Genomic DNA, 25,776 nt, shown 5'->3' with positions numbered 1-25,776 from the left:
CGTGTCCGGGCGGAGCATGAAGCTCCACCCGGCAAGTGTCTGGAAAGTCAGCCTATTTCGCGACCGTGACGGATTCGGCGATCTTGTTCTTGCCACTCATGTCCCAGGTCACGGAGACTTTCTCGCCGACCTTGAGGCCGGGGTCCTTGAAGGTCTTCGCCAACTGGAAGGTCGAGCCGTCCTGAAGGACGAGGCTTTTGCCGGCGGTGAATTGCTTGATGCTGCCGGTGGTCTGGTGGGGTGCTGCGAATGCCATGGGACCGCTGGCGAGGAGGATGGCCGCAACGGTCGTAACAACAAGCTTGCGCATGGCAGGCTCTCCTGAGAATGCGGGCGCCCGGTCGTTGGAGCCCGCTTGGGCGGACCGTCCGGACACGTCGGGTCGCGGTCCGAGGCTTGACGAACCGCCGGCGTTTCCCGGTCCGTCACGCAACATATCGCTGTTTTTTCAGGAGGATATTAGACGAAAAAGAAAATCCGGAGCGCCGGGATGGCCACAATCCATGTCCGATTCCGCAATCTGGACATGGATTGTGGCGGCCGGTCCGTTCACGGAAATTTTTAACGCAGGACCGTCAAGGCCATTTCGCTTCCGGCGGCAGGCTGGACAGGATGGAATTGACGTTGCCGCCGGTCTTGAGCCCGAACACGGTGCCGCGGTCGTAGAGCAGGTTGAACTCGGCGTAGCGGCCGCGGCGCACGAGTTGTTCCTCGCGGTCCTGCTCGCTCCAGCCGTCGTTGAAGTTCTTGCGCACGATGTGCTGGTAGGCGACGAGGAAGGCGCGGCCGACATCCTGCACGAAGGCGAAATCAGACTTCCAGCCGCCCTTGTCCTCGCCCGAATGCAGCCAGTCGAAGAAGATGCCGCCGATGCCGCGCGGCTCGTTGCGGTGAGGGAGGAAGAAATACTCGTCGCACCAGTCCTTGTAGCGCGGATAGTCGGCGACGCCGGCATGCTTGTCGCAGGCGAACTGCATGGCACGGTGGAAGGCCACCGTATCGGCGTCCTCCTGGGTGCGGCGCCGGTCGAGCACCGGCGTGAGATCGGCGCCGCCGCCGAACCATTGCCGCGAGGTGACGACCATGCGCGTGTTCATGTGCACGGTCGGCACGTTGGGGTTCCACGGATGCGCGATCAGCGAGATGCCGCTCGCCCAGAAGCTCGGGTCTTCGTCCGCGCCCGGAATCTGGCTGCGGAACTCCGGCGAGAATTCGCCATGCACGGTCGAGGTGTGCACGCCCACTTTCTCGAACAGCCGGCCCTTCATGATCGACATGACGCCGCCGCCGCCGCGGCCTTCGTCACGTTCCCACGGGCTGCGCTCGAAGCGGCCGGGCGTCCAGGTGGATTGCGGGCCGGACAGTTCGTCCTCCAGCCCTTCGAAGGCCGTGCAGATGCGGTCGCGCAATTCCTCGAACCAGATCCTTGCCGTCTGCTTCTTTTCTTCGATGTCGGCAGGCAGTCCTGCCGGGATCTCGGGTCGTTGCTGCACTGGCGTCTCCGCTTGCGGGCCCCGCGGCCCGTAAAATGACTCGTCTTTTGCGGCCGTGATCCCTAATCTCTGTGAGGCAAGCGTCAAGGAGGCTTTTTTGCGCACGCCCGCAAGACCGCCGCTGGATGGCCTCAGGAAACGGCTGGAACGCAGCCGGACGGAGCGCGGCAGCAGGTCGCGCGACGGCTTCCTCAGGGAAACCTTCGTCCTGTCCCGTCCCGAGGCGCGCGCCAAGGCGCAGGAATGGTTCCAGCGCTGGCCGAAGCAGGCCTACTGGACCGAGATCGAAAGCTGGTTCGAGAGGCCGGGCGACATCATCGAGTTCACCATCCGCCGGCTGCCGGCGGCGGACTGACCCTCACCGCAACTGCCTGAGCGCCTCGCCGGCCACCATCGCGGCCGACAGGGCGATGTTGATGCTGCGCGCCCCTTCGACCATGGGAATGAGCAGGCGCGCATCCGCCGCCGCATGCACATGGTCGGGAACGCCGGCCGATTCGCGTCCGAACAGCAGGATGTCGGTCGGCGCAAAGGCGAAATCGGTGTAGGCGGTCGCCGCCCTGGTCGAGAGCAGAATGAGGCGATGCCCCTTGCCTTGCCGCGCTTCCTCGAACGCCTTCCAGTCGACATGGCGGGTCAGCGCCGCCATTTCCAGGTAGTCCATGCCGGCGCGCTTCAGCGCCCGGTCGGAGAGGTCGAATCCCGCCGGCTCGATGATGTCGACGCCAAGCCCAAGACAGGCGGCGAGCCGCAATATGGTGCCGGTGTTGCCGGCGATGTCCGGCTGGTAGAGGGCGATGCGCGGGCGGGTTTCCAAAAGCTTGCTCTATTCCAAGTTGCAATTCGGCCACAGGTGGTGCTGGCATCATCGGTCGGCGCGCCTGTCGTCTGGCCATGGGGTGCGAATGGGTATAATAGGAGCGCCATTGTCAACTCGAACCGAAGGAGGCGGGTATGCAGATACTGATGTACGCAATCATCCATCGCCTCCGGCCAATCGCCTGACGGCGGCAGTCGGTTCGACGTCATCTGACCTAGCAAGCACGTTCGATTCGATTCCCGCCTGAACCTTTCCCGGTTTCGAGCAGGAATCCCGACTTGTCCCGCCAATCAGATCTTCAAGCCTCCGCCTCGTTCAACGCCCTTCCATGGGCGTTCTGCCAGGCGGACCTATATTCCCCGCATACGGCCGCATCCGCGGCTGCGCTTCCGGCGCTCCCGGCGCTCCCGCGCCGTTCTGCGGGCATCGAAATTTGAACGCAAGAGAGCAAAGATGTTTCGCTGGTTTGAAAACAGGCTCAATCCGTTCCCGGCCGAGGAGCCGGTGGAGCCGCCGAAATCCCTGGTCGCCTTCTGCGTGCACTACACGCGCGGTGCGTGGCCCTATATCGCCCTCGACGCGGTGCTGATCGCGGCCATCGCCATCACCGAGGTGTGGATGTTCCAGTTCCTCGGCTCGATCGTCGACTGGCTGTCGGCGCACGACCGCGAGACCTTCCTGCAAACGGAAGGCTGGAAGCTGGCCGGCATGGCGCTGGTCGTGCTGGTGGTGTTGCCCGCGACCGTGTGGTTCCAGTCGCTGATCCATACGCAGACGCTGATGGGCAATCATCCGATGCGCATCCGCTGGCAGGTGCACCGCTACCTGCTCAAGCAGTCGATGACCTTCTATCAGGACGAGTTCGCCGGCCGCATCGCCACCAAGCTGATGCAGACGGCGCTGGCCGTGCGCGACTGCGTCATCAAGCTGGTCGACGTGCTCAACTATGTCGTCGTCTATTTCATCGGCGTATTGGTCATCGTCGGCTCGGCCGACTGGCGGCTGGCCACCCCGCTTCTGGTGTGGCTGGCCGGCTATCTGCTGCTTCTGCGCTATTTCGTGCCGCGGCTCGGCAAGGTCGGCCAGGAGCAGGCCGACGCGCGCTCTTTGATGACGGGCCGCATCGTCGACAGCTACACCAACATCCAGACGGTCAAGCTGTTCTCGCATGCGCGGCGCGAGGCGAGCTATGCGCGCGAAAGCATGGCCCTGTTCCTCGACACGGTCTATCGCTCCATGCGGCTGGTCACCAGCCTCTATGGCGTGCTCTATCTCCTGAACTCGCTGCTCCTGGCGTCCGTCGCCGGCCTGTCGATCTGGCTGTGGCTGGGCCAGCAGGTGTCGATCGGCGCCGTCGCGGTCGTCATCGGCCTGGTGCTGCGGCTGTGGGGCATGTCGCAGTGGATCATGTGGGAAGTCTCGGGCCTGTTCGAGAACATCGGCACGGTGCAGGACGGCATCGGCTCGATCTCCATGCCGCGCCTGGTCGAGGACAAGCCAGGGGCGAAGGAGCTGGTGGTCGACAAGGGCGCGATCCGCTTCGACGACATCGGTTTCCACTACGGCAAGAAGAAGGGCATCATCGAGCACCTGTCGCTGACCGTGAAGCCGGGCGAGAAGGTGGGCATCGTCGGCCGCTCGGGCGCGGGCAAGTCGACGCTGGTCAACCTGCTGCTGCGCTTCTACGACCTCGAGCGCGGGCGTATCCTGATCGACGGGCAGGACATCGCTGCCGTCACCCAGGATTCGCTGCGCGCCCACATCGGCATGGTCACGCAGGACACCTCGCTGCTGCACCGCTCGGTCGCCGACAACATCCTCTATGGCCGTCCCGATGCGACCGAGGAGATGGTGATCGAGGCGGCGCGGCGGGCCGAGGCGCTCGACTTCATCGCCGGGCTTGGCGACGCCAAGGGCCGCAAGGGCTTGGACGCCCATGTCGGCGAACGGGGCGTGAAGCTTTCGGGCGGCCAGAGGCAACGCATCGCCATCGCGCGTGTTATGCTGAAAGATGCACCGATTCTCATCCTCGACGAGGCGACCTCTGCGCTCGACTCGGAGGTCGAGGCCGCCATTCAGGAGAACCTCTACAGGCTCATGCAGGGCAAGACCGTCATTGCCATCGCCCACCGGCTTTCGACCATCGCGGCGATGGACCGGCTGGTCGTCATGGACAAGGGCCGCGTCATCGAGGAAGGCACGCATGACGAGCTGATCGGGCGGGGCGGCCTCTATGCCCAGCTCTGGCAGCGCCAGTCCGGCGGTTTCCTGATCGATGACGACGGTCAGCACGAGCCTGCCGCCCGCATGAAGCTCGAACTTGGAGAAGAGCCGGCCGAATGATCGACACCTGCCCCGCCGAACGGCAATTTCCCAGCGCTGACCCGGCGGGGTGCCCGCGATGATGAAGGCCATCTACAACTGGTTCGAGGCGAGGGTCGATCCCTTCCGCGAACCCGGCAGCCTGCGGCCGCCGGCCACGGTCGGCGGCTTCCTCTGGCACTATGTCGGGCAGGCGAAATTCGCCTTCTTCGCCATGCTGGTCATCGGCGGCGTGGCACCCCTGGTGGAAGCGGCCCTGTTCTACTTCGTCGGGCGGCTGGTCGACATACTCGACCAGCTTCCGGCGGAGCGGAGCTGGACGGTGCTGTGGGACGCGGCCGGCTGGGAACTTGTGTTCATGGTCGTCGTGGTGCTGGTCATCCGCACCCTTGTGGTGGGCCTGTCGGCGCTGCTCGACGAGCAGACCATCACGCCCGGCTTCTACAATCTGGTGCGCTGGCAGGCGCACCGGCATGTCTCGCGCCAGTCCTATTCCTTCTTCCAGAACGATTTCGCCGGCCGCATCGCCACCAAGGTGTGGCAGGCGGGGCAGGCGACCGGCGACCTCATGGAAAGCTTCATCGAGGTCGTGTGGTTCATGATCGTCTACACCGTCACCACGCTGGCGCTGGTCGCCGGGCTCGACTGGCGGCTGGCGGCGCTGGTAATGGTGTGGATCGTCGCCTTCGGCTGGCTGGCGCGCACCTACCTGCCGGAAATCCGCAAGCACGCGGAGGCCACGGCCGAGGCGGGTTCGATGATCAACGGCCGCATCGTCGATTCCTATTCCAATGTGCAGACGCTGAAGCTGTTTGCCGCCGACGGCGACGACCGCTATCTGCGCAGCGGCTTCGACATCTATCTCGGCGCGTTGCGGCCGTTCACGCGTCGGCTCACCGGCGTGCGCATGGCGCTGACGCTGCTGTCGGGTGTGATGATCACGCTGATCGCCTGCTTTGCCATCTATCTGTGGGTGGAGGGCGCCATCACCGTCGGCGCGGTCGCCTTCACCCTGTCGCTGGTGCTGCGCCTCAACATGCTGCTCGGGCGGCTGATGATGCAGCTCAACGGCATCCTGCGGAATCTCGGCGTGCTGGAAAATTCCAAGGCGCTGATCTCGCAGCCGCTCGGGCTGGTCGATGCGCCCGATGCGAAGGAGCTTGTCGTGGCCGGCGGCCGGATCGACGTGAAGAACCTCACCTTCCACTACGGCAAGGGGCAAGGCGTTCTGGATGCCATCGACCTCGTCGTGCGGCCGGGCGAGAAGGTCGGATTGGTCGGCCCCTCGGGGGCGGGCAAGACCACGCTCGTCAACCTCATCCTGCGCCTCTACGACACCGAGGGCGGCAGGATTGCCATCGACGGCCAGGATATCGCGGCGGTCACGCAGAACTCGCTGCGCGCCAATATCGGCGTGGTCAGCCAGGAGACGGCGCTGTTCCACCGCTCGCTGCGCGACAATATCAGGCTCGGCGCGCCGGACGCGACCGATGCCGAGGTGATCGCGGCGGCGAAGAAGGCTGAGGCGCATGAATTCATCCTCGCCTTGCAGGACAACAAGGGCCGCCACGGCTACGACGCCTTCGTCGGCGAACGCGGGGTCAAGCTTTCCGGAGGCCAGCGCCAGCGCGTGGCGATCTCGCGCGTCTTTCTCAAGGACGCACCGATTCTCATCCTCGACGAGGCGACTTCGGCGCTCGATTCGGATGTCGAGGCGGCGATCCAGGAAAATCTCCACAGGCTGATGGAGGGCAAGACGGTCATCGCCATCGCCCACCGCCTGTCCACCATCGCCGCGCTCGACCGGCTGGTGGTGCTCGACCGTGGGCGCATCGTCGAGGAGGGCACGCATGACGAGCTGGTGGCGCTCGACGGGCTCTATGCAAGGCTGTGGAAGCGGCAATCCGGCGGCTTCCTGTTCAACGAGGAAAGTCCGCTCGAAGAGACGCGCCCGGCCTGACAAGGGTGTGGGCAACGCGCCGCGCATGCTCGCCCGGACAGGCCGAAAGCCCGAAAAACCGGCATTTCGCGCCGGGCGCGACAATCTGCCCTCCTGTCATGTTGCGGTCTGGACAAGTGATGGCTTCGCGCATAAACCGAAGTCCAAATGCCGGAGGAATTCGCTAGCCTTTTGCCATGCGTGGAAGGCTGGCGTTTGAGCGGGGACAGGGCTCGATCTTCGGCACGGATGAGGCGAAAGGATCAGTCACCCGTGAGCGCAACCGATATCGAAAATCCAGCCCGTCGAGATTTTCTATACATCGCCACCGGCATGGCCGGCGTCGTTGGTGCCGGAGCCGTGGCCTGGCCGTTCATCGACCAGATGCGCCCCGACGCTTCGACGCGCGCGCTGTCGTCGGTCGAGGTGGACGTCGCGGCGCTGGAGCCGGGCATGTCGCTGACCGTCAAGTGGCGCGGCAAGCCGGTGTTCGTGCGCAACCGCACGCCTCAGGAAATCGAGGCTGCGCAGGCGGTCAAGCTTGAAGAACTGAAGGACCCGCTGGCCCGCAACGCCAATATCGGTTCCGACGCGCCCGCCACCGACGTCGATCGCTCGGCCGGCGAGGGCAAGGAGAACTGGCTGGTCATGGTCGGCGTCTGCACCCATCTGGGCTGCATCCCGCTCGGCCAGCAGGGCGATTTCGGCGGCTGGTTCTGCCCGTGCCACGGCTCGCACTACGATACGGCCGGCCGCATCCGCAAAGGCCCGGCGCCCGAGAACATGGCGGTGCCGACCTTCGAGTTCATTTCCGACACCAAGATCCGCATCGGCTGAGGCAGGGGACAATTCGATGAGCGAGGGACACTCCACCTATACGCCGAAGACCGGGATCGGTCGCTGGTTCGATGAACGCATGCCGCTGCCGCGGCTGGTCTACGACAGCTTCATCGCCTACCCGGTGCCGCGCAACCTGAACTACATGTGGACGTTCGGCGGCATCCTGTCGATCATGCTGGTTTCCCAGATCCTGACCGGCATCGTCCTGGCCATGCACTACGTTTCCGACACGAGCATCGCCTTCGGCTCGGTCGAGAAGATCATGCGCGACGTCAACTCCGGCTGGCTGCTGCGCTACATGCACTCCAACGGCGCGTCGTTCTTCTTCATCGCCGTCTATCTCCACATCATGCGCGGCCTCTACTACGGCTCCTACAAGGCGCCCCGCGAGCTGCTGTGGATCCTCGGCTGTATCATCTACCTGCTGATGATGGCGACCGGCTTCATGGGCTATGTGCTGCCCTGGGGCCAGATGTCCTTCTGGGGCGCCACCGTCATCACTGGCTTCTTCACCGCCATTCCGGTGGTCGGCACCTGGATCCAGGAGCTGCTTCTCGGTGGCTTCGCGGTCGACAACCCGACGCTGAACCGCTTCTTCGCGCTGCATTACCTGCTGCCGTTCATGATCGCCGGCGTCGTCGTGCTGCACGTATGGGCGCTGCACGTCACCGGCCAGAACAACCCGACCGGCATCGAGGTGAAGTCGAAGACCGATACCGTGGCCTTCACGCCCTATGCGACCATCAAGGACGCGCTGGGCATGATCGTGTTTCTGCTCGTCTTCGCCTACTTCATCTTCTACATGCCGAACTATCTCGGCCATCCGGACAACTACATCCAGGCCGACCCGCTGAAGACCCCGGCGCACATCGTTCCCGAATGGTACTTCCTGCCGTTCTACGCCATCCTGCGCGCCATCACCTTCAACATCGGGCCGATCAACTCCAAGCTGGGCGGCGTGCTGGCCATGTTCGGCGCCATCGCGGTCCTGTTCGTGGTGCCGTGGCTCGACACCTCGAAGGTTCGCTCCGCCGTCTACCGTCCGTGGTACCGGCTGTTCTTCTGGATCTTCGTCATCAACTCCATCTTCCTCGGCTGGCTGGGCTCGCGTCCGGCGGAGGGCACCTACGTCATCATGGCGCAGATCGCGACGCTCTATTACTTCGCGTTCTTCCTCGTCATCATGCCGGTGCTGGGCCTGATCGAGACGCCGAGGCGGCTGCCCAACTCGATCACCGAGGCGGTGCTGGAAAAGAACAAGGCCGGCGGAGCCGTCCATCCCGAGGGCGCGGCCGCGTCACCGGAAACCCGAGGCTGAGCGAAGAGTCTTTCGAGAGGAATTTGGGTATGAAGAAGATTCTCGCTTCACTGGCTGCCCTGGGCTTCGTGATGGCTGCTGGCGCCGCCATCGCCCAGGACGAGGGCCACAACGCGGCCGAGCCGACGCATTTCCCCATCCATAAGCCGAAATATGTGGACTGGAGCTTTGCGGGTCCGTTCGGCACCTATGACAAGGCCCAGCTCCAGCGCGGCCTCAAGGTCTACAAGGAAGTCTGCTCGGCCTGTCATTCGATGGATCTGGTGGCGTTCCGCACGCTGGAAGACCTCGGCTACTCCGAGGCGCAGGTGAAGGCCTTCGCCGCCGAATACACCATCGAGGACGGCCCCAACGACGACGGCGACATGTTCGAGCGTCCCGGCCTTCCGTCCGATCATTTCACCTCGCCGTTCCCGAACCACCAGGCCGCCGCGGCGGCCAATGGCGGCGCGGCTCCGCCGGACTTCTCGCTGATCGCCAAGGCGCGCGGCGTGGAGCGCGGCTTCCCGACCTTCATCTTCGACATCTTCACGCAGTATGCCGAGAACGGGCCGGACTACATCTACTCGCTGCTGACCGGCTATGACGAAGAGCCGCCGGAAGGCATGGAAATCGCCGAAGGCACGCACTACAACCCCTATTTCATCGGCGGCAAGTCGCTGGCCATGGCGCCGCCGCTGTCCGACGATCAGGTGACCTATGACGACGGCGCGCCGCAGACCGTCGACCAGTATTCGCGCGACGTGTCCGCATTTCTGATGTGGGCTGCCGAGCCGCATCTGGAGGCTCGCAAGAAGACCGGCTTCCGGGTGGTCGTGTTCCTGGTTCTGTTTGCGGGCCTTATGTACGCCACCAAGCGCAGGGTGTGGGCCAACGTCCCGCACTGACCGCACAGGCCGATAGCTTGAAAAGGAGAGGGCGCTGTCTGGCGCCCTTTTCTTTTGGGTCGAGTACCGTAAAACTGGCGCGCCAAGGGAACCTGCCTATGAACACTTCTGTCCGCGACAAGCTGCTCGCTTCCATCCGCACCATTCCTGACTATCCGAAGCCCGGCGTGCAGTTCCGCGACATCACCACGCTTCTGGGTGATGCGGATGCATTCGCCACGGCGGTGGACGGGCTGGTGGGGCCGTTTGCCGACCTCGGCATCGACAAGATCGCGGGGATCGAGGCGCGCGGCTTCATCCTTGGCGGCGCCGTGGCGCACCGGCTTTCCGCCGGCTTCGTGCCGATCCGCAAGAAGGGCAAGCTGCCGCATGAGACCGTGCGGGTGGCCTACAGCCTGGAATACGGCCTCGACGAGATGGAAATGCACCGCGACGGCGTGAAGCCGGGCGAAAAGGTGATCGTCATCGACGATCTCATCGCCACCGGCGGCACGGCGGAGGCGGCGGTGAAGCTGCTGCGCCAGATCGGCGCCGATATCGTCGCCGCCTGTTTCGTCATCGATCTGCCCGACCTCGGCGGACGCCGCAAGCTGGAAGCGCTCGGCGTATCGGTGCGGACCCTGATCGCCTTTGAGGGCGATTAGTCCTTTCGGTCGCCGACCTTCACGAGCATGGCGTTCTCGAATTCGAACACCTTGTCGCCGCCCGGATCGAAGGCTTCGCCCCTGATGCTGAACATGACCCAGCCGGGCCGCGATGCGAGCGGGCGATGCGAAAGCCCGGTGCGGGCGAAGGTAATGGTCTGGCCGGCATAGACCGGCTTCAGCCATTTCAGATTGCGGAAGCCGGGGGAGGGGCCGAATTCCGGTGCCGGACCGGCGCCCTGCCAGCCCTTCATGGCGGCCATGCGGTCGAGCGCGTCGAAGCGCATGAACATGGAGGCGGTGTGCCAGCCGGAGGCGCACAGGCCGCCCAGGACGCTGCGGCGCGCGGCTTCCTCGTCGAGATGGAAGGGCTGCGGATCGTATTTGGCGGCGAAGGCCTTGATCTCGCCGGCCTGGAAGGTGTGCGCGCCGATCGTCTTCGTCACGCCGATGCCGAGGAATTCATCCAGTGTCATCGGGCGGCCTCGCGGCTTAGGAACATGCCGGTGTTCTCCAGCTCGAACACGCTCTCGCCGCGCTGGTTGACCATCTCGGCGCGCATGGAGACGAAGCCGAGGCCGGGGCGGGACGACGACAGGCGCTTGCCCAGAATGGTGGATCGCGCCGTCAGCCTGTCGCCGGCCAGCACCGGTTTCTTCCATTTGACCTGATCGATGCCGGGTGAGCCCTGCGAGGTGGAATCGAGCAGGAACGCATCGCACATCAGGCGCATGAAGATGCAGCAGGTGTGCCAGCCGGAAGCCGCCAGCCCGCCCAGAACGCTGGCCTTGCCGGCTTCCTCGTCCAGATGCATCGGCTGGGGATCGAATTGCGAGGCGAATTCCACGATCTCCTCGGCCGTCACCAGTTTGGAGCCGAGATCGAGCGAGGCGCCCACCTCGAAATCCTCATAGGCCCACTTCTTCGCCGCCATCCGCCAAATCCCGTTCAAGCTTGTACGATCACCATGGACGCTGCCGGCCCGTTTCGCAAGCGCGGGGCGGGCATGCCCGCCCGCGGCTTCGTAGCGAACGGCCTCGTTCAGGTGTTGAACCTGAACAGCATGATGTCGCCATCCTGCACCACATATTCCTTGCCTTCGTCGCGGGCCTTGCCGGCTTCCTTGGCCGCGACCTCGCCGCCCAGCGTGACGAAATCGTCATAGGCGATGGTCTGAGCGCGGATGAAGCCGCGCTCGAAATCGGTGTGGATGACGCCGGCGGCCTGCGGGGCCTTGGTGCCGCGCTCGACGGTCCAGGCGCGCGTCTCCTTGGGGCCGGCGGTGAAGTAGGTGATGAGATGCAGAAGCTCGTAGCCGGCGCGGATCAGTCGGTCGAGACCCGGTTCCTCCAGCCCCATGGAAGCGAGGAATTCCTGTGCTTCCTCGTCGGGAAGCTGGGCCACTTCGGCCTCGATGGCTGCCGAAATGACGACCACGCGCGCCCCTTGCGCCTCCGCCATGGTCTCCACGGCCTTGGTGTGTTCGTTGCCGCTGGCAGCGTCGCTTTCGGCGACGTTGCAGACATAGAGGACGGGATGCGAGGTGAGCAGGTTGAGGCTCTGGAGAATGCGCAGGTCCTCGGCGGCGATGCCGTCGAGCAGCACGCGCGTCGGCTTGCCGTTCTGGAGCAGTTCCAGCGCCTTTTCCATCATCGGCAGCACGGTGATGGATTCCTTGTCCTTGCCGGTGGCGCGCTTGCGGGTCTGGACGATGCGGCGCTCGAGGCTCTCCAGGTCGGCCAGCATCAGCTCGGTCTCGACCGTCTCCGCATCCGCCACCGGGTCGATGCGGCCCTCGACATGGGTGATGTCGTCATCCTCGAAGCAGCGCAGCACGTGCACGATGGCGTCGACCTCGCGGATATTGGCGAGGAACTGGTTGCCCAGCCCTTCGCCCTTGGAGGCGCCGCGCACCAGGCCGGCGATGTCGACGAAGGAAATGCGGGTGGGGATGATCTCCTTGGAGCCGGCCGCCGCCGCGATCTTCTTCAGGCGCGGGTCGGGAACCGCCACCTCGCCGGTGTTCGGCTCGATGGTGCAGAACGGATAGTTGGCGGCCTGCGCGGCGGCCGTCTTGGTCAGTGCGTTGAAGAGCGTCGACTTGCCGACATTGGGCAGGCCGACGATGCCGCATTTGAAACCCATGATTTGCTGATCCTGTCCTGCTGGGGGAGTATTCCCGGCTATGGTCGATAGGGTTGCCGGTCGTCAAGGCCGGGCTGGCTATTCCTTGCCGAACAGCTTCTTGAGCATCGCGGCCATCGGACCGTTTTCGGGAACGTTGATGGCCGGTGCCTGCTGGCGAGCCTGCCTGATATGGCTCTGGGCCTTAGGAGTCTTTTTTTTGGCCGGAGGTGTGTCGTGTTCGCCGGTTGGCTGGAGCTTGTCGCGCAGGGCGAGCGTGATGCGGTTCATGAAGGAACTGTCGTCGTTGCCGGCGATCAGGCCGGCATTGTCGGCGATCGCATCCAGCAGCACGTCCAGCCACTCACGATCGGCCTTGGCGAAATCGCCCAGCACGTGGCCGTGCACCATCTCGCGCACGCCCGGATGGCCGACGCCGATGCGCACCCGGCGATAGTCCTTGCCGATATGCTGGTCGAGCGAGCGGATGCCGTTGTGGCCGCCGGCGCCGCCGCCCTTCTTCACCCGCACCTTGCCGGGCTCCAGGTCGATCTCGTCGTAGAAAACGGTAACGGCGGAGGGGTCGATCTTGTAGAAGCGCATCGCCTCGCCGACCGCCTGGCCGGAGAGGTTCATGAAGGTCTGCGGCTTGATCAGCAGCACCTTCTCGCCGTCCAGCCGGCCTTCGGCGATCTCGGCCTGGAACTTGCGCGTCCAGGGCGAAAAGGAATGGCGGCGGGCAATCGCGTCCGCCGCCATGAACCCGACATTGTGCCGGTTGTCCGCATATTTCGCGCCCGGATTGCCGAGGCCCACAAAGAGCAGCATCGTCAGCCTCCGGGCGTGGAGAATTACTTCTCTTCTTCCTCGGCCACAGCCTCTTCGCCGTCGGCGTCGGACTTGGCGGCGGCGGAGCCGGCCACGGTGGCCACGGTGAAGTCGCGGTCGGCGATCACCGGCTTGACGCCCTTCGGCAGCTTGATCGAGGAGATGTGGATGACGTCGCCGATCTCGGTGCCTTCCAGATCGACGGTGATCGAGTCCGGGATGGAGTCGGCCGGGCAGACGAATTCGACGTCATGGCGCACGACGTTGAGCACGCCGCCGCGCTTCAGGCCGGGCGACTTCTCTTCGTTGATGAAGTGGACCGGAATGTTGACGGTGACTTCCGACTTGGCGCTTACGCGCAGGAAGTCGACATGCAGCGGGAAGTCGCGAACGGCGTCGAGTTGGTAGTCCTTCGGCAGGACGCGGATCTTCTTGCCGTCCACGTCGATGGTGGCAACGGTGGTCATGAAGCCGCCGCCGTGGATCTTGTAGAAGATGTCCTTGTACGACACGACGATGGCCAGGGGAGGCTGCTTGTCGCCATAGATGACTGCGGGAATCTTGCCTTCACGGCGAATGGCACGGGCGGACCCCTTACCGACCCTTTCGCGCGTCTCGGCCTTGAGCTCGTAGCTGGTGCTCATGGCATTTCCTTTCATAGTGTGCGGAGCGCTTGTAGCGGGACTCTCCCGGCACAAACGTGGAAACACCGCACGTCCCGAAACGCCATGCCTGCCGGGCAGGTGGTGACGATGCGGGAAGGCGGGCTTCGACCGCGTTGCCTCCAAGGGTGTCTACGCGGCTGGCGGCTCTATAGCGGAAGGGGCGTGCCCGCGCAAGGCCGCGGGCGCCGGAAGCCCTCGGCGGCCGGTCGTCTTCAGGCCTGGGCGGCCCGCGCCTGCTTCATGCTCGGCAGGAAGATGGTCAGCAGGCCGATCAGCGGCAGGTAGGAGCAGGCATGGTAGACATATTCGATGCCCTTGGCGTCGGCGACCACGCCCAGCAGCGCCGCCGCGATGCCGCCCATGCCGAAGGCGAAGCCGAAGAAGATGCCGGCGATCATGCCGACGCGGCCCGGCACCAGTTCCTGTGCGAACACGACGATGTTGGAGAAGGCCGACGACATGATGAGGCCGATCAGGATGGTGAGGATGATCGTCCATTCATAGTTCGCGTAGGGCAGGGCCAGCGTGAACGGGATGACGCCGACGATGGAGAACCAGATCATCGCCTTCTGGCCGAAGCGGTCGCCGAACGGCCCGCCGAGCAGGATGCCGAGCGCGCTGGCGCCGAGGAAGGCGAAGAGCAGGACCTGTGACATCTGCACCGAAACGCCGAACTTCTCGATGACATAGAAGGTGTAATAGCTGGAAAGTCCCGCCATATAGGCGTTCTTCGACAGGACGAGGATGGTCAGCACCGTGAGCGCCCAGGCGACGCGCTTACGCGGCAGCACGAGGACGGGTGCCGCCGACTTGGCGCTTGCCGCGTTCCGGGCCCGCAACCGCTTGTACCAGTTGCCGACCTGATAGAGCACGATGATGCCGAGCAGCGATGCGAGCGCGAACCAGGCGATGCTCGACTGGCCGAAGGGAACGACCACGAAGGCGGCCAGCAGCGGGCCGATGGCCTGGCCGGCATTGCCGCCCACCTGGAACAGGGATTGCGCCAGCCCATGCCGGCCGCCCGAGGCGAGGCGGGCGATGCGCGAGGATTCCGGATGGAATATGGACGAGCCGATGCCGATCAGCGAGGCGCCCAACAGCAAGGCCCAGTAGTGGCCGGCATAGGCGAGCACGACCAGCCCGATCAGCGAAGACGTCATGCCGACCGGCAGCGAGAACGGCATCGGCCTGCGGTCGGTGACCAGCCCGACCACCGGCTGCAGCAGCGAGGCGGTGACCTGGAAGGTGAAGGTCAGGAGGCCGATCTGCCAGAAGTCGAGGCCGTAATTGTCCTTCAGCAACGGATAGATCGCCGACAGGAGCGACTGCATGATGTCGTTGATGCCGTGGCACAGGCTCACCGCCAGGATCACGGTAAAGGCCGTGCCGGTCGCGGAGGCGCGTTGGGCGGGCAGGGCGGTATCGGTCAAGGCAGGCTCCGTGCGCTCAGGCATCGCATCAATTCCAAGCTCGGGCTTATAGTCCTGTTGCAATGCGGTTTCTTTCGTGGTTTGGTCCATTACTTTCGCGAGTGGGCCAATAAGCATGGCGACTGCACATCCGGAAACGGCCGGCGGCCGGACCGATCTGTTCGAGACGCATCTGCGCCGATTGAAATGGCTGGAGCAGGCCAGCGACCAGATCGTGGCCATGCCCAGCGACTATCCCGACGGCCACAGGGTTCCCGACCATGAGCACAGCCGCTGCCAGTTGCTGCATGCGCTGACCGGCGTGGTGCTGGTCAAGACGCATTTCGGCCGCTGGATGGTGCCGCCCGACCATGCCATGTGGATTCCGGCCGGCATCGTGCACTCGGTGGAGATGCTGGGCGATGTCAGGATGCGCTCGGTCTATGTCGTGCCGGATGCGATAGAGGGGTTGCCGTCGCGCCTGCGTGTGGTTGCGGTCAGCGACCTGATGCGCAGCCTGATCGTCGAGGCGGTGCAACTGCCTGTTCGGCCGGTGCCGTCGGAGCGGGCCGTGCTGGTGCTCAACCTCCTGCTGCACGAGATCCCGCGCCTGCCGGAACGGCCGCTCGGCCTGCCGTTTCCCTCCGACCCGCGGATCGACTCGCTATGCCGTCGTTTCGTCGCCGAACCCTCGCCCCACACGACCATCGACGACTGGGCGGAATGGCTCGGCATGAGCCGGCGTTCCTTCACCCGTACCTTCCATCGCGAGACCGGCCTGTCGCTTTCGACATGGCGCCAACAGGCGCTGCTGTTCGCGGCGCTGCCGCGCCTGGCCGATGGCGAGCCGATCACCAGTGTCGCGCTCGACCTCGGCTATGACAGCGTCCCGGCCTTCACCACCATGTTCAAGCGGATGCTGGGCTCGGCGCCCCGCAGCTATCTGCGCGGCTCGCGCGAGGGGGAGAGGCCGGGCCGGACTTCCCGGCCCGACGAGAGCGGCATGCTCAGCCGTCCTTCAGCTCCATGAAGCGGATGCGGTTGTTGAACGGGTCGATGACCTCCAGTTCCAGCCGCGTTCCCTCATCCTCCAGCCCCGGTTTCATGTAGCGGTAGTTCCTGGCCGACAGCTCCCTGTGCAGGTCGCGGATGCCGGTCATGTAGACGCACATGTTGCCGCCGGGCGTGGCGTCGCCCGCATGCTCGGACAGGTGCAGCCGCAGGCCGGCGCGCGAAACCTGCGTGTAGAGCGGGAAGTTGTCGCCGTAGCGATGCTCCCAGTCCACGCTGAAGCCGAGGAAGCCGAGATAGAACTCGTGCGCCTTGGCGACATCGAAGATGCGCACGATGGGCACGGCCCCCTCGAAGGCGATCGCGCCGGTGTCCGGGGCGGCGGTGTCGATCTTGTGCGCAAGGATGTTCCAGTTCGCCAGCCCGAACTGGCGTGCGACGATTTCCAGGGCCTGGCTGTGGGTGATGTCGATATGCTGTGCGGCCAGCGCCTCGCGCATGGCCTTCGCCATGGCCTTTGCATCGCGGTAGTCCCGCATGTCCGTTCCTTTCGTCACGGCGAAGCTCTCGTCGGTGCCCGCATTGCCGACGCCTTCGCCTGACGGTGAAACGTTCAGGAAGGCTCGCGGGAGGCGTTCGCCATGCCCTTTTGGGGGCGCGGGCTGCCGGCCGCCTCCGGCCGTAGCCGCACTTTAATGCGTTGTTGCGGCTATTTCCAGCCGGCGTGTTTGCGAAACGGACGGACCATGCGCCGCAAGGTGTCGTCGCGGCGAAGGAAATGGTGGTGCAGCGCGGCCAGCGCATGGCCCAGCGCCAGCAGCCCCGTGCCGTAGGCCAGCAAGGCATGGATGCGTGACCAGAACGCTTCCGCCGCGTCCGAGGCCGCCAGCGGAAGGTTGGGTATGACGACCAGGTCGAAGGCGTAGCTGGGTATGGCGAGCGGCGACGCCGACACCACGGCCCAGCCCGCCAGCGGCACCACAATGGTCAGACAGAGCAACAGGGAGTGGGCTGCATAGGCGGCCAGCCTTTCCAGCCGGCCCATATGCCCGGCCGGCGCCGGCCGGATGCCGATCGCCCACCAGCCGAGTCTGAGCAGGGCCAGCGCCAGGATGAGGAAGCCCAGCGATTTGTGCCATTGATAGAGCCGGAATTGCAGCGCGGGATCATCGGCGCTTGCCTGGGTGAGGTAACCCAGCGCGAGCTGGCAGGCGAACAGCAGCGCGATCAGCCAATGCAGAACTTGCGCTGCGAGCCCGTAGCCGGCCTGCGTATTGCGCCACATGGCCTTCTCCCATGCCTCGGTGCTTTCAGCTCAATTGCCGGTAGGCGCGCACGGCGATCTCCTGCAGCCGCTCCTTGGGCAGGTCTCCGACCAGCGCGCAGCTCAGCGTCGCTTCGGTCCAGGCAAAGGATTCGAGGGCGCCGGCGGCGACATAGCGCAGCGAGGTTTCCTTGCCGTTCTGGGTGGGCACGACGTAGAGGGTGACGCGCCGGCCGCCATCGTCCTCATACATGAACTGCGCGGCCGCGCCGCCATTGGCCGGCAGCAACCGCCCGCCCACCAGCGTCAGCCCCTCGTCGCGAAGGTCGGGGATGACGAGAGGGCGGTCGAGCCGCTTCGACAGCCAGGCGGCCAGATGGGCTTCCTGGTCGCCGCGCACTTCCACTGGATGCAGCACCTCGCGCGTATAGAGGTTGTGGGCGGCCAGGGCTTCGCTGATCATCGAGCGGTCGGCGAGCGAGCCTGCCGCCATCATGTCGCGCCCGAACCAGCCCGAAACGGCGCCGGCCGTCACCAGCAGGACCGCGGCCGCGGCCATGCGCCAGTTGCGGTTCGTTTCGGCCTTCACCCGGTGGGCCATGCGATGCGCGGAAAGCCGGGCCGGCACCGTCTCGCGCGCGACGTGGCCGTAGAGTTCGCGCAGCGTCTCGTTTTGCCTGCGCCAGTGGCCGACATCCTCGGCAAGCACGGGGTTGTCGGCGAGATGCCGCTCGATCTCGATGCGACGATCATCGTCGAGCAGCCCGTCGGCATAGGCGAGCAGGTCGCTTTCGGTGATCGGACTGGTGTCGCCGGTCATTTCATCGTCCTCAGTTTCGGCCCGCCTTCCTCCGTAAGGCTGCGCAGCGTCGCGCGCGCCCGTCCGAGGCGCGACATCAGTGTGCCCACCGGTATGTCGAGAACCGCTGCCGCATCGGCGTAGCTGAAGCCCTCGACGGCGATCAGAAGCAGCGCCTCGCGCTGCTCGGCCGGCAGTTCCTGCATGGCCCGCGCCGTCTCGGCCAACGCCAGCCGGCCGGGCGAAGCGCTTTGCACCTGCGGTTCCGCCACGAGGTCGGTCATCGGCATGGTGTCCGGGGCGCGGCGCCGATGCCGCAACTCATTGCGGTGGATGTTCAGCAGCATGCGGAACAACCACGCCCGCAGCGGCCCGGTCGGCCGCCACAGGCTGCTTTTGCGGATCGCCCGTTCGAGGCAGTCCTGGACCAGATCGTCCGCCAGATCGGCATTGTGGGTGAGGGCGCGTGCGTAGCGCCGCAGCGCCGGCACGCAATCCTCGACCTGGTCCAGGAATTGCGACATGGGCTTGGAACCGGTCCTACTCTTTCACCACATGCCAGGCACCGCCCACTCCGTCACCGCTCACGTCGCCCGGCTGCTTGTCGGCCTGCCACAGATAGAGCGGCTTGCCGTTGTGCGCCCACTGCCTGGAACCGTCCTTTCGGCTCACCAGCGTGAACGGCGCTGCGTCGGTGGCGGAAGCGTCGGCCATCAGCGGCGGCCACTTCACGGCGCAGTCATCGTAGCAGTTCGAGGTGTTTTCGGCATCCTTGTCGAAAGTATAGAGCGTCATGCCCTTGGCGTCGGTCAGCACCTCGCCCTTGCTGGTTTCCATGGTCTTGATCGCACCGCCGGCATAGTCCTCGGCATGGGCGGCAAGCGGAAGGCCGAAGGCGACGGCTGCGATGGCAAGAAGCTTCGTGGTTGCGGACATGGTGCTTTCCTCCAGGTTGTTTGCTCGCGGATCATCCCGCCCACACGAGGGTCAACACCGGCCGGAAAGCTTTAATCCCGCCCCGGCCGGCTATTTTCGGCAATCACCGGCGTCCTTCGACGGTCATGTCGAATTTCACGACATTGGAATAGATGGGCGTGCCGACATCCATGCCATAGGGCGAGCGCAGCACGTTGCCGGTGACATGGAAGGCGATGCCGCGTCCCTGCTGCCGCAGCAGAACCACCTCGAAGCTCTCCCGGCGCGCAACGCCGCGCGCCGAAAGAACGCCTTCCACCGTGGCGCTGCGTGGTCCGGTCTGCGTGACCCTGGTCGAGCGGAAGGTGATGGCCGGATGGTTGTCCACGTCGAACACGGCCGAGGAGCGCAGGAAATTGGTGATGCGGGGCTGGCCGGCCTGCACGCTGGCGGGGCGCAGGGTGAAGGACACCGCCGAGCGCGAGACGCGCGCGGCATCGATGATGAAAGTGCCGGAGAACTGCCGGAACTGGCCCTCTATGCCGCCGCCGCCGACCTGGCCGACGCTGAACACGATGCGTGACGAGGGTTCTATCGCATAGCGGCCGCCCGCGCTGGCCAGGCTTTCGCCGAACGAAGGCGACGAAGCCAGGGCCAGGGCGCCCGCCAGCAGGATGGGCCGGATCATGACGACCTCCCGGTGTTGAAGCTCTATCGGCAACAACACCGGCGGCGGGATTTTAATCCCGGGATTTTGGCGGAAACGTCAGTCGAACAGGCTGGACACCGACTGTTCGGACGCCGTGCGCGAGATCGCCTCGCCGAGAAGGTCGGCGATGGTGATGGTGCGGATGTTGGGGGCGTCGATCGTGGTCTGCGTCGGCTGGATGGAATCGGTGATGACCAGTTCCTGCAGTTGCGAGCCGGCGATGCGGTTCGCCGCGGCGCCCGAGAGCACGCCGTGGGTGATGTAGGCGGTGACGCTGGTGGCGCCCTTTTCCAGAAGCGCATCGGCCGCGTTGCAGAGCGTGCCGCCGGAATCGACGATATCGTCGATCAGCAGGCAGTCCTTGCCGCGCACGTCGCCGATGACGTTCATGACCTCCGACTCGCCGGGGCGCTCGCGACGCTTGTCGACGATGGCGAGCTGGGCGTCGAGGCGCTTGGCCAGCGCACGGGCGCGCACCACGCCGCCGGTGTCGGGCGAAACGACCATGACGTTGTTGAGCTGCTTGTACTTGGCCTTCACGTCGCGGGCCATCACCGGAACCGAGAACAGGTTGTCGGTCGGGATGTCGAAGAAGCCCTGGATCTGGCCGGCATGCAGGTCCAGCGTCAGCACGCGCGAGGCGCCGGCGCGGGTGATCATGTTGGCGACCAGCTTGGCCGAGATCGGCGTGCGGCCCGAGGCGCGGCGATCCTGGCGCGCATAGCCGAAATAGGGGATGACCGCCGTGATGCGCCGCGCCGAGGAGCGCATGAACGCATCGATCATGATGAGCAGTTCCATCAGGTGGTCGTTGGTCGGGTAGGAGGTCGATTGCAGGACGAAGACGTCCTCGCCGCGCACGTTCTCCTGGATTTCGACAAAGATTTCCTGATCGGCGAAGCGCCGCACGCTGGCCTTGCCCAGCGGAATGTTCAGATAGCGGGCGACCGCCTCGGCCAGCACCCTGTTGGAATTGCCCGCAAAGAGTTTCATGCCTTGTCCCCGGAGAGAAATTTACGGGGTTTTTAGCCGCCTTGACCGGTATTGCAAGCGCCACAAACGGGATTCTCGAAGCAAATCCCAAGAATCAGGACAGGTTGTTGCCCGTTGGACATGGGAAAATGTCGCAGGCCGGTGCCTGCTATCCCTGGCCGGGGGCGCTGTCGAACCAGGTCGACAACTGGTCCATGGTCGTATCGGCAATGGCCTTGAGCGTGTCGGGACCCACGCCCGGCCAGCCCTCGGCGCCGTTCACCGCCGTCGCCTTCTGCTGGCCGGAGATGCGGTGCAGGCGGCTGCCGGCCGGGTCATACACGTCCCAGACATAGATGACGGTGGCGGCGCCGTCCTCGTTCAGGACCGAGAAATAACCCTTCAGCACATGGGTCGCGCTCTGGTCGGAACTGCCGGCAAGGGTGACGCCGCGCTGGCGGGCGCGCTGCTGCAATTCCTCCAGCAGCGGGCCGGCCGCTTCCACCGAAGTGCCGACGATGGGCGCGACCTGGAGCCTGATCCGGCCGGGGCGGGCCGGCGGCTGCACGGCGGCGGCCGACGAAGACGCGGCATTGTCGCTCGCCGGCGGCTGGCCCGTGGGTGGCTGGGCCGTGGCGGTCTGGCCGGGGGTGCCGATGGCGGACGGATCGAGCACGCTCGAACTGTTGCACGCGGCCAGGGCCAGCGCCACAAAAAGCACGGTCGACAAGGACGCTCGGCTCATGCCCCACAACACTCCATACGCACGGGGCCATCCAAGCGCCCCGCACGGAATGTATCACTTCACGATCAAGTCGAGATCATGGCGCGACAGCGGCCGGGCCTGGGATTCGGTGGTCAGGTAGGTGCGGCCGAGCGTCATCGCCGTCTCGGTTTCGGAATCCATGATGATCATGTGGGCGAACAGCGTCATGTTCGGGGCGATCGGCTCGGGATTGCCCTGGTAGAACATCGGCATGTCCATCCAGGAGGGCGAGAAGCGGGCGCCGACCGAATAGCCGCAGGCGTTCAGCCGGTGCTTGGTCAGGCCATAGGCTTCCATGGTGCGGGCGTGGGCTTCGAAAACGTCGCCGAAGGTGTTGTCGGGCGTCATCGCCTTCTCGACGGCCAGCAGGGCGGCCTGCGCGGCGTCGAACAGTTCCTGATGGCGCTTGGAAACCTTGCCGGTCAGCACCGTGCGCATCGCCGGTGCATGGTAATGGTGGAAGACGCCGGCCCATTCCAGCGTGAGCTGGTCGTTCTTGTTGAGCTTGCGGCGGCCGGCCTTGTAGCGGCACAGCAGCGCGTCCGGTCCGGAGCCGATGATGAACTCGTTGGCGGGGTAGTCGCCGCCGCCGGCAAAGATGGTGCCCTGCATGGCGGCCAGGATGGCGGCTTCGTCGCCTCCCTGCTTGATCAGCGGCAGGGCCGCGTCGAGCGCATCGTCGGTCAGCGCGGCGGCCTTCTCCACCTTGGCGATCTCGGCCGGGCTCTTGAACAGGCGCAGCCGCCCGACAATGCCGGAGGCGTCGGAAATCTGTCCGAAGGTCTGCAACTGCTCGTCCAGCCGGCGGCCGTTGTAGGCGGTCAGGCCGTGCGTGTCGTATTCGACGCCGATGCGGGCGCCGAGCAGGTCCAGCTCGTTCAGCAGGTTGCGCAGGTCGATGGCCGGGTTGGCGCCGTCGCGGTCGGTCCACAGCACGATGTTGTCGATGATGGAGGTCTGGCGTGCCTGGCGCATGTCGGCCGAGCGCGTCAGCAGTGTCATGGAACCGTCCGCCTGCACCACCAGACATTGGAAGAAGCAGAAACCGAAGGTGTCGTAGCCGGTCAGCCAGTACATGCTTTCCTGCGCGAACAGCAGCACGGCGTCCAGCTTGCGCTCCGCCAGCTCGATCATCAGGCGGTCGCGGCGGGCGTCGAATTCGGAACGTTCGAAATGCAGCGCCATGGCTCTTACCTCTCCAGAACGATGGCCGAGACCTGCCGGCCGTAGTCCGGCTCCTTGCGGTGGGTCGTGCGGCGATAGGAATAGAACAGTTCTTCTTCCTCATAGGTGCAGCGGCCGAGCGCCTCGGCGGTCACGCCTGCCTTGCGCAGGCGCTCCACCGTGTAGCCGTTGAGGTCGAAGAGGAAATGATGCGGCTTGCCGGACGGGACGAACCAGCCTTCGTTGGCGGCATCCGCCGCCACGAACCGCTCGCGGAACTCGGGGCCGACCTCGTAGTTGCGGCCGCTGATCGAGGGGCCGAGCACGGCCACGATGCCGTCGCGGCGTGCGCCGAGGCCTTCCATGGCCGCGATGGTGTTTTCGAGGACGCCGGTGAAGGCGCCTTTCCAGCCGGCATGGGCCGCTCCCACCACGCCGGCCCCGGCATCGGCGAACAGCACCGGGCCGCAATCGGCGGTCGAGGCGCCGACGGCGATGCCCGGCCGGTCGGTGACGATGGCGTCCGCCTTCGGCCGTTCGCCGGCGAAGGGCTCGCGGGCGACGATGACGTCGGGCGAGTGGATCTGATAGGCAGTCAGCAGGCGATCGGGCGCGACGCCCATCCATTCCGCCACGCGGCGGCGGTTCTCGGCCACCAGCGACTGGTCGTCCTGCGAGCCGGTGCCGATGTTGAGGCCTTGGTAAATGCCCTCGGAAACGCCGCCGATGCGGGTGAAATAGGCGTGGCGGATGCCGTGAGCCCCGGCCTTTTCCAGCAGTGGAGAGCGGATCGGTTCCGGCTTTTGCTGATTCACCATTAGGGCTTTGTTGTCTCCCCGGACCGTTTCGTCAAGCGGGAGATGCGAGGGATTTCGCCTGCGCGACGGCTTGCCAGAGTGGTCCCGGCGGACCGGAAAAGTCAATCGCGCGCCGGAAAAGGTACGTCGGCTGCGTCCTTTGGCAGCACCGCCAGCACCTTGAACAAATCGCCCATCTGGTCGGGCGCGGCCAGCCGCTCGACCTGCGCGGTGATCGCTTGCCGTGCGGCCTCGTCGGCGTCGGCGCCCAACCGGCCGGCGCGCTCCAGCAGGCCCATGGTGAGCAGGAATGCGCCTTGGGTGGCCGTCGAAACCTTCAATCCATGGGCGCGGGCCACCCCGCCGAGGGCGGCGAAATCGACATGCGTGGTCAGGTCCGCTTCGCCGGGGTGGGCCAGCACATCGTCGGGGGCATGGTCCTTGAGCGCCTGCAACGTGTCGCCGACACCGGCTTCGAGATAGCCATAGTCGATGAACAGGCCGGCCCCGCCGCGTGCGGCGATGCGCGCCGCGATATCCGCCATCAGGGCGCTGCGGGCCGGGGCGAGCTCGACAATGGCGCCTTCGGGGGCTGTGCCGGCATCTGCCGGCAGAAGCGACGGGTCGAGCGAGGCGGCGCCGGCGAAGAAGGCGAGCCGACCGGCCTCGTCCAGCCCCACCATACGCTCGCGCCAGCCGGAGGCGGTGCGCACGAACTGGCGCACCGGAATGGCGTCGAACAGCTCGTTGCCGACGATGAGCAGGGGTGCGTGGGGCAGGGTGGCCACCGTTTCGTGCCATGTAACGCGTTCGGCCACCGCCCCCAGCGTCTCGCGCTGGATTTCCGTCAGGCGAGGGCTCGTCTCGATCAGAGCGAAGCGCGCTTCTGCGAAAAAGGCCGGGTCGAGCCGCGCCCATGTGCGCAGCATGTCCTTCATCAGCGTGCCGCGTCCCGGCCCGATCTCGGCCACGGTGACGGGCAGCGGCCGGCCATTGGCGATCCATGCCTGATAGAGCCAGACGGCGACAAGCTCGCCGAACATCTGGCTGACCTCCGGCGCGGTGATGAAGTCGCCCCTGGCGCCGAACGGCTCGCGGGTTCTGTAGTAGCCGTGCCGGGGATGGAACAGGCACAATGCCATATATTCGCTGACCGGGATCGGGCCGTCGGCCGCGATCAGCCCGGCTATATGCCGGCCGAGCCCCGTCATGCCTGTGCCGAGCGCGCCAGCGGCCTTGCGGTGGTCATCGCCCAGATGCCGATCAGCACCATCGGCACCGACAGAACCATGCCCATGGTCAGCCAGTTGCCGGCGAGATAGCCGATCTGGGCGTCCGGTTCGCGGAAGAACTCGACGAAGATGCGCGACAGGCCGTAGCCGCAGATGAAGGCGCCGGAAACGAAGCGTGGGGTCCCCAGCTTCAGGCGCGAATGGGTGAGCAGGCGCAGGACCAGGAACAGCACCACGCCTTCCAGCAGGCCCTCGTAGAGCTGGCTCGGATGGCGGGGCAGGGAGCCGCCGGTGGGAAACACCACCGCCCAGGGCATGTCGGAAACGCGGCCCCACAATTCGGAATTGATGAAGTTCGCCAGCCGTCCCAGCCCTAGCCCCACCGGCACCCCGGCGGCCACCACGTCGAACAGCGACCAGGGATGGATGCCGCGCGAACGGGCGAACAGGAGCATGGCGATGGTGGTGCCGAGAATGCCGCCGTGGAAGGACATGCCGCCCTGCCAGACGGCGAAGATGTCGCCCGGGTTTGCAAGATAGCGGGCGAAATCGTAGAACAGCACATAGCCGATGCGCCCGCCGAGCACGACTCCGACCGCGGCCCAGACGACGAAATCGTCTATGTCCTGCGGCTTCATCGGCAGCTTGCCGTCCGGCCACAGGCGCGGGTTGGAAACCAGCCGCTTGGCGTACCACCAAGCAAACACGATGCCGACGACATAGGCCAGACCGTACCAGTGAATGGCGAGCGGGCCGATCTGCACGATGACCGGATCGATTTCGGGGAAGGGCAGGGCCGCAATCGGCAGCAAAGACGGAAAGCTCAACGAGATGTCCTCGTGCGGGTTGGATCGGCGC

At 65.5% G+C, this 25,776-nt stretch carries 29 protein-coding genes; 8 read left to right on the top strand and 21 right to left on the bottom strand.

The window, feature by feature from the left end; translation table 11 throughout:
• Positions 1 to 52: 52 nt before the first annotated feature.
• Both ACVCNR_RS04750 and hemF read right to left on the bottom strand, forming a co-directional pair.
• Positions 53 to 310 (bottom strand): DUF1344 domain-containing protein, encoded by a 258-nt coding sequence (locus tag ACVCNR_RS04750; protein WP_447073973.1) that lies wholly within the window; start codon positions 308 to 310, stop codon positions 53 to 55.
• Positions 311 to 575: 265 nt separating this feature from the next.
• Positions 576 to 1,493, bottom strand: a complete 918-nt coding sequence (gene hemF, locus ACVCNR_RS04745; protein WP_447073972.1) for an oxygen-dependent coproporphyrinogen oxidase — start codon at positions 1,491 to 1,493, stop codon at positions 576 to 578.
• A 97-nt stretch (positions 1,494 to 1,590) separates the two neighbouring features.
• Here hemF and ACVCNR_RS04740 point away from each other — a divergent pair, with 97 nt between their 5' ends.
• Positions 1,591 to 1,848, top strand: coding sequence for a hypothetical protein (locus ACVCNR_RS04740; protein ID WP_354198734.1), 258 nt, complete (start codon positions 1,591 to 1,593; stop codon positions 1,846 to 1,848).
• A 3-nt stretch (positions 1,849 to 1,851) separates the two neighbouring features.
• On the opposite strand, the gene ACVCNR_RS04735 is transcribed toward ACVCNR_RS04740, so the two are convergent.
• On the bottom strand, positions 1,852 to 2,310 hold the full coding sequence (locus ACVCNR_RS04735; protein WP_354198732.1) for a tRNA (cytidine(34)-2'-O)-methyltransferase: 459 nt from the start codon (positions 2,308 to 2,310) through the stop codon (positions 1,852 to 1,854).
• A gap of 456 nt (positions 2,311 to 2,766) precedes the next feature.
• Between ACVCNR_RS04735 and ACVCNR_RS04730 the strand changes: the two genes are divergently transcribed.
• The 6 genes from ACVCNR_RS04730 to ACVCNR_RS04705 all read left to right on the top strand — a co-directional run bounded on the left by ACVCNR_RS04730 (position 2,767) and on the right by ACVCNR_RS04705 (position 10,263).
• Complete coding sequence (locus ACVCNR_RS04730) at positions 2,767 to 4,656, top strand: ABC transporter ATP-binding protein (RefSeq protein WP_447073971.1); 1,890 nt, start codon at positions 2,767 to 2,769, stop codon at positions 4,654 to 4,656.
• A 58-nt stretch (positions 4,657 to 4,714) separates the two neighbouring features.
• Entirely contained in the window at positions 4,715 to 6,595 is a 1,881-nt protein-coding gene (locus ACVCNR_RS04725; RefSeq protein WP_447073970.1) for an ABC transporter ATP-binding protein, read from the top strand.
• A 252-nt stretch (positions 6,596 to 6,847) separates the two neighbouring features.
• Positions 6,848 to 7,411 carry a ubiquinol-cytochrome c reductase iron-sulfur subunit gene (gene petA, locus ACVCNR_RS04720; protein ID WP_354198726.1) on the top strand — a complete coding sequence of 188 codons (564 nt, stop codon included), beginning with the start codon at positions 6,848 to 6,850 and terminating at the stop codon, positions 7,409 to 7,411.
• Between the two features lie 16 nt (positions 7,412 to 7,427).
• Positions 7,428 to 8,732 carry a cytochrome b gene (locus ACVCNR_RS04715; protein WP_354198724.1) on the top strand — a complete coding sequence of 435 codons (1,305 nt, stop codon included), beginning with the start codon at positions 7,428 to 7,430 and terminating at the stop codon, positions 8,730 to 8,732.
• A 29-nt stretch (positions 8,733 to 8,761) separates the two neighbouring features.
• A complete protein-coding gene (locus ACVCNR_RS04710) occupies positions 8,762 to 9,619 on the top strand; it encodes a cytochrome c1 (protein WP_354198722.1) in 858 nt (285 codons plus the stop codon).
• Positions 9,620 to 9,717: 98 nt separating this feature from the next.
• A complete protein-coding gene (locus ACVCNR_RS04705) occupies positions 9,718 to 10,263 on the top strand; it encodes an adenine phosphoribosyltransferase (protein ID WP_354198720.1) in 546 nt (181 codons plus the stop codon).
• On the opposite strand, the gene ACVCNR_RS04700 is transcribed toward ACVCNR_RS04705, so the two are convergent.
• The 6 genes from ACVCNR_RS04700 to ACVCNR_RS04675 all read right to left on the bottom strand — a co-directional run bounded on the left by ACVCNR_RS04700 (position 10,260) and on the right by ACVCNR_RS04675 (position 15,334).
• A complete protein-coding gene (locus ACVCNR_RS04700) occupies positions 10,260 to 10,739 on the bottom strand; it encodes a MaoC family dehydratase (RefSeq protein WP_447073969.1) in 480 nt (159 codons plus the stop codon). The two genes, ACVCNR_RS04705 and ACVCNR_RS04700, sit on opposite strands and share 4 nt — an antisense overlap.
• On the bottom strand, positions 10,736 to 11,197 hold the full coding sequence (locus ACVCNR_RS04695) for a MaoC family dehydratase (protein ID WP_354198716.1): 462 nt from the start codon (positions 11,195 to 11,197) through the stop codon (positions 10,736 to 10,738). The genes ACVCNR_RS04700 and ACVCNR_RS04695 overlap by 4 nt, the downstream gene beginning before the upstream one ends.
• Positions 11,198 to 11,304: 107 nt before the next feature.
• Positions 11,305 to 12,408, bottom strand: a complete 1,104-nt coding sequence (gene ychF, locus ACVCNR_RS04690) for a redox-regulated ATPase YchF (RefSeq protein WP_447073968.1) — start codon at positions 12,406 to 12,408, stop codon at positions 11,305 to 11,307.
• Positions 12,409 to 12,486: 78 nt separating this feature from the next.
• Positions 12,487 to 13,215 carry an aminoacyl-tRNA hydrolase gene (pth, locus tag ACVCNR_RS04685; protein ID WP_354198712.1) on the bottom strand — a complete coding sequence of 243 codons (729 nt, stop codon included), beginning with the start codon at positions 13,213 to 13,215 and terminating at the stop codon, positions 12,487 to 12,489.
• Positions 13,216 to 13,238: 23 nt separating this feature from the next.
• Positions 13,239 to 13,859 (bottom strand): 50S ribosomal protein L25/general stress protein Ctc, encoded by a 621-nt coding sequence (locus ACVCNR_RS04680; RefSeq protein WP_354198710.1) that lies wholly within the window; start codon positions 13,857 to 13,859, stop codon positions 13,239 to 13,241.
• Positions 13,860 to 14,092: 233 nt separating this feature from the next.
• Positions 14,093 to 15,334 carry an MFS transporter gene (locus tag ACVCNR_RS04675; RefSeq protein ID WP_447073967.1) on the bottom strand — a complete coding sequence of 414 codons (1,242 nt, stop codon included), beginning with the start codon at positions 15,332 to 15,334 and terminating at the stop codon, positions 14,093 to 14,095.
• 91 nt (positions 15,335 to 15,425) lie between these two features.
• On the opposite strand from ACVCNR_RS04675, the gene ACVCNR_RS04670 reads away from it, so the two are divergent.
• On the top strand, positions 15,426 to 16,319 hold the full coding sequence (locus ACVCNR_RS04670; RefSeq protein WP_354198706.1) for an AraC family transcriptional regulator: 894 nt from the start codon (positions 15,426 to 15,428) through the stop codon (positions 16,317 to 16,319).
• On the opposite strand, the gene ACVCNR_RS04665 is transcribed toward ACVCNR_RS04670, so the two are convergent.
• The 12 genes from ACVCNR_RS04665 to lgt form a co-directional block, all read right to left on the bottom strand.
• Positions 16,297 to 16,839: a glyoxalase superfamily protein gene (locus ACVCNR_RS04665; RefSeq protein ID WP_354198755.1), complete on the bottom strand. Its 543-nt coding sequence runs from the start codon at positions 16,837 to 16,839 to the stop codon at positions 16,297 to 16,299. The genes ACVCNR_RS04670 and ACVCNR_RS04665 overlap by 23 nt on opposite strands.
• A gap of 170 nt (positions 16,840 to 17,009) precedes the next feature.
• Positions 17,010 to 17,585, bottom strand: a complete 576-nt coding sequence (locus ACVCNR_RS04660; RefSeq protein WP_447073966.1) for a cytochrome b — start codon at positions 17,583 to 17,585, stop codon at positions 17,010 to 17,012.
• Between the two features lie 25 nt (positions 17,586 to 17,610).
• Positions 17,611 to 18,384, bottom strand: a complete 774-nt coding sequence (locus ACVCNR_RS04655) for an anti-sigma factor family protein (RefSeq protein WP_447073965.1) — start codon at positions 18,382 to 18,384, stop codon at positions 17,611 to 17,613.
• Complete coding sequence (locus tag ACVCNR_RS04650) at positions 18,381 to 18,887, bottom strand: sigma-70 family RNA polymerase sigma factor (protein WP_447073964.1); 507 nt, start codon at positions 18,885 to 18,887, stop codon at positions 18,381 to 18,383. The genes ACVCNR_RS04655 and ACVCNR_RS04650 overlap by 4 nt, the downstream gene beginning before the upstream one ends.
• 16 nt (positions 18,888 to 18,903) lie before the next feature.
• Positions 18,904 to 19,299: a COG4315 family predicted lipoprotein gene (locus tag ACVCNR_RS04645; protein ID WP_354198698.1), complete on the bottom strand. Its 396-nt coding sequence runs from the start codon at positions 19,297 to 19,299 to the stop codon at positions 18,904 to 18,906.
• A 103-nt stretch (positions 19,300 to 19,402) separates the two neighbouring features.
• Positions 19,403 to 19,966: a YceI family protein gene (locus ACVCNR_RS04640; RefSeq protein ID WP_354198696.1), complete on the bottom strand. Its 564-nt coding sequence runs from the start codon at positions 19,964 to 19,966 to the stop codon at positions 19,403 to 19,405.
• 78 nt (positions 19,967 to 20,044) lie between these two features.
• Positions 20,045 to 20,980 carry a ribose-phosphate pyrophosphokinase gene (locus ACVCNR_RS04635; protein WP_354198694.1) on the bottom strand — a complete coding sequence of 312 codons (936 nt, stop codon included), beginning with the start codon at positions 20,978 to 20,980 and terminating at the stop codon, positions 20,045 to 20,047.
• Between the two features lie 148 nt (positions 20,981 to 21,128).
• Positions 21,129 to 21,704 (bottom strand): hypothetical protein, encoded by a 576-nt coding sequence (locus ACVCNR_RS04630; protein ID WP_447073963.1) that lies wholly within the window; start codon positions 21,702 to 21,704, stop codon positions 21,129 to 21,131.
• Between the two features lie 54 nt (positions 21,705 to 21,758).
• Positions 21,759 to 22,910, bottom strand: a complete 1,152-nt coding sequence (locus ACVCNR_RS04625) for a M24 family metallopeptidase (protein ID WP_354198690.1) — start codon at positions 22,908 to 22,910, stop codon at positions 21,759 to 21,761.
• A 5-nt stretch (positions 22,911 to 22,915) separates the two neighbouring features.
• A complete protein-coding gene (gene pgeF, locus ACVCNR_RS04620) occupies positions 22,916 to 23,707 on the bottom strand; it encodes a peptidoglycan editing factor PgeF (RefSeq protein WP_447073962.1) in 792 nt (263 codons plus the stop codon).
• Positions 23,708 to 23,808: 101 nt separating this feature from the next.
• Entirely contained in the window at positions 23,809 to 24,897 is a 1,089-nt protein-coding gene (locus tag ACVCNR_RS04615; protein WP_447073961.1) for a class I SAM-dependent methyltransferase, read from the bottom strand.
• A complete protein-coding gene (gene lgt, locus ACVCNR_RS04610; RefSeq protein ID WP_354198684.1) occupies positions 24,894 to 25,745 on the bottom strand; it encodes a prolipoprotein diacylglyceryl transferase in 852 nt (283 codons plus the stop codon). Before lgt ends, ACVCNR_RS04615 begins: the two co-directional genes overlap by 4 nt.
• Positions 25,746 to 25,776 lie beyond the last annotated feature (31 nt).

The sequence above is a fragment of the Aquamicrobium terrae genome, assembly GCF_052978165.1.
The sequence above is the reverse complement of the archived record's forward strand: the minus strand, read 5'-3'. Positions and strand labels throughout refer to the sequence as shown.